At 73.1% G+C, this 1,919-nt stretch carries 1 protein-coding gene; it reads right to left on the minus strand.

Features of this window, described 5'->3' with window-relative positions; all coding sequences use genetic code 11:
* Positions 1–289: 289 nt before the first annotated feature.
* On the minus strand, positions 290–1,919 hold a 1,630-nt coding region (locus ACYVE9_RS24980), incomplete at its 5' end, for a hydantoinase B/oxoprolinase family protein (protein WP_461030161.1).

Below are 1,919 nucleotides of genomic sequence, written 5' to 3' on the forward strand. Positions count from 1 at the left end.
GCCCGGCCGCGGACCTGGCCGGGGGTCCGGCCGGTCAGCGCCGTGACGCCGGGCGTGCAGGAGCGGACGACGCCGTGGCCGTCGAGCACGAGCACCGCCGGGGCTGTGCCGGGCGGACCATCGGTGTGCGGGGCGTGCTCGCTGGCGCTCACGTCTCTCCCTCACTGCGGGGGCATCGCGGCGGTGCTGCTGGCGTCGTCGGGCCCCTTTCGTCCTCTCCATTCAACCTGTACCACCGAAGGGCCGCGCGGTGGACCACCGGTGCGTACCTCCGTCAGTGGGGGGCCGTTCACCCGGGCGGCGGTCCGTACCCGCCACCGCCGGGAGTCTCCAGCAGCAGCACGTCGTCGGTGCCGGCGTCGGCGGCGGCGACGCCGTCGAGAGGGGTGACGGTGCCGTCGGGGTGTTCGAGTGCGTTGCGGCCGCAGGCTCCCGGTGAGCCGCCGGCGAGCCCGTAGGGCGGCACTCGGCGGTGGCCGGTGAGCAGCGCGAGCGACACCGGTTCCAGGAACCGCAGACGTCGCCGGACCCCGTCGCCGCCCGGCCAGCGGCCGTCCCCGCCGCTGCCGGTGCGGACGGCGAACTCCTCCACCCGTACCGGCAGGCGCCACTCCAGCACCTCCGGGTCGGTGAGCCGGGAGTTGGTCATGTGGGTCTGCACCGCGTCGGCACCGGGAAAGCCGTCGCCCGCGCCGGAGCCGCTGGCGACCGTCTCGTAGTACTGCACCCGGTCGTTGCCGAAGGCGACGTTGTTCATGGTGCCCGAGCCCTCCGCCTGCACACCGAGGGCTCGGTAGAGCGCACCGGTGACGGCCTGGGAGGTCTCCACGTTGCCGGCGACGGTGGCCGCCGGGTGCTCCGGGGCGAGCATGCAGCCCTCGGGGATGCGGATGGCCAGTGGCCGCAGGCAGCCGCTGTTGAGCGGGATGTCGTCGGCGACGAGGGTGCGGAAGACGTAGAGCACGGCGGCGGTCACGACGGAGCGGGGGGCGTTGAAGTTGTCGGCCCGCTGCGGGGAGGTGCCGGTGAAGTCGATGACGGCGGAGCGGGCCTCCCGGTCGACGCGGACGGCGACCTCGATGACGGCCCCGGAGTCCGTCTCGTACCGGCAGGTCCCGTCGTCCAGTCCGGCGACGATGCGCCGCACCGACTCCTCTGCGTTGTCCTGCACGTGTCCCATGTAGGCGCGCACCACGTCGATGCCGAACTGGTCGATCATGGCGTGCAGTTCGTCGATGCCCTTGTGGTTGGCGGCGATCTGGGCGCGCAGGTCCGCCAGGTTCGCGTCCGGGTCGCGGGAGGGGTGGGGGCCGTCGGCCAGCAGCGCCCGGGTCTCGGTCTCGCGGAGTTCCCCCTCCCCGACCAGCAGCCAGTTGTCGAAGAGCACCCCTTCCTCGTGCACGGTGCGGCTGAACGCCGGCATGGATCCCGGCGTGATGCCGCCGATCTCGGCGTGGTGGCCCCGGGAGGCGACCAGGAAGAGCAGTTCCCGGCCGTCCGTGCCGAACACCGGGCTGATCACGGTCACGTCCGGCAGGTGGGTGCCGCCGTGGAACGGGTCGTTGACCGCGTAGACGTCACCCGGCCGCAGTGCGGGGCCGTTGCGGCGGAGCACCTCCTTGACGGAGTCGCCCATCGAACCCAGGTGGACGGGGATGTGCGGGGCGTTGGCGATGAGGTTGCCGTCCGCGTCGAAGAGGGCGCAGGAGAAGTCGAGCCGTTCCTTGATGTTGACGGACTGCGAGGTGTTCGCCAGCCGCACTCCCATCTGCTCGGCGGCGGCCATGAACAGGTTGTTGAAGACCTCCAGCCGGACCGGGTCGGCCCCGGTGCCCAGCGCGGTGTCGCGGGGCCGGGGCTCGGTCCGGTCGAGCAGCAGGTGGCCGGCGGGCCCGGTGCGCGCCTGCCAGCCCGGCTCG

Source organism: Streptomyces sparsus, assembly GCF_054776295.1.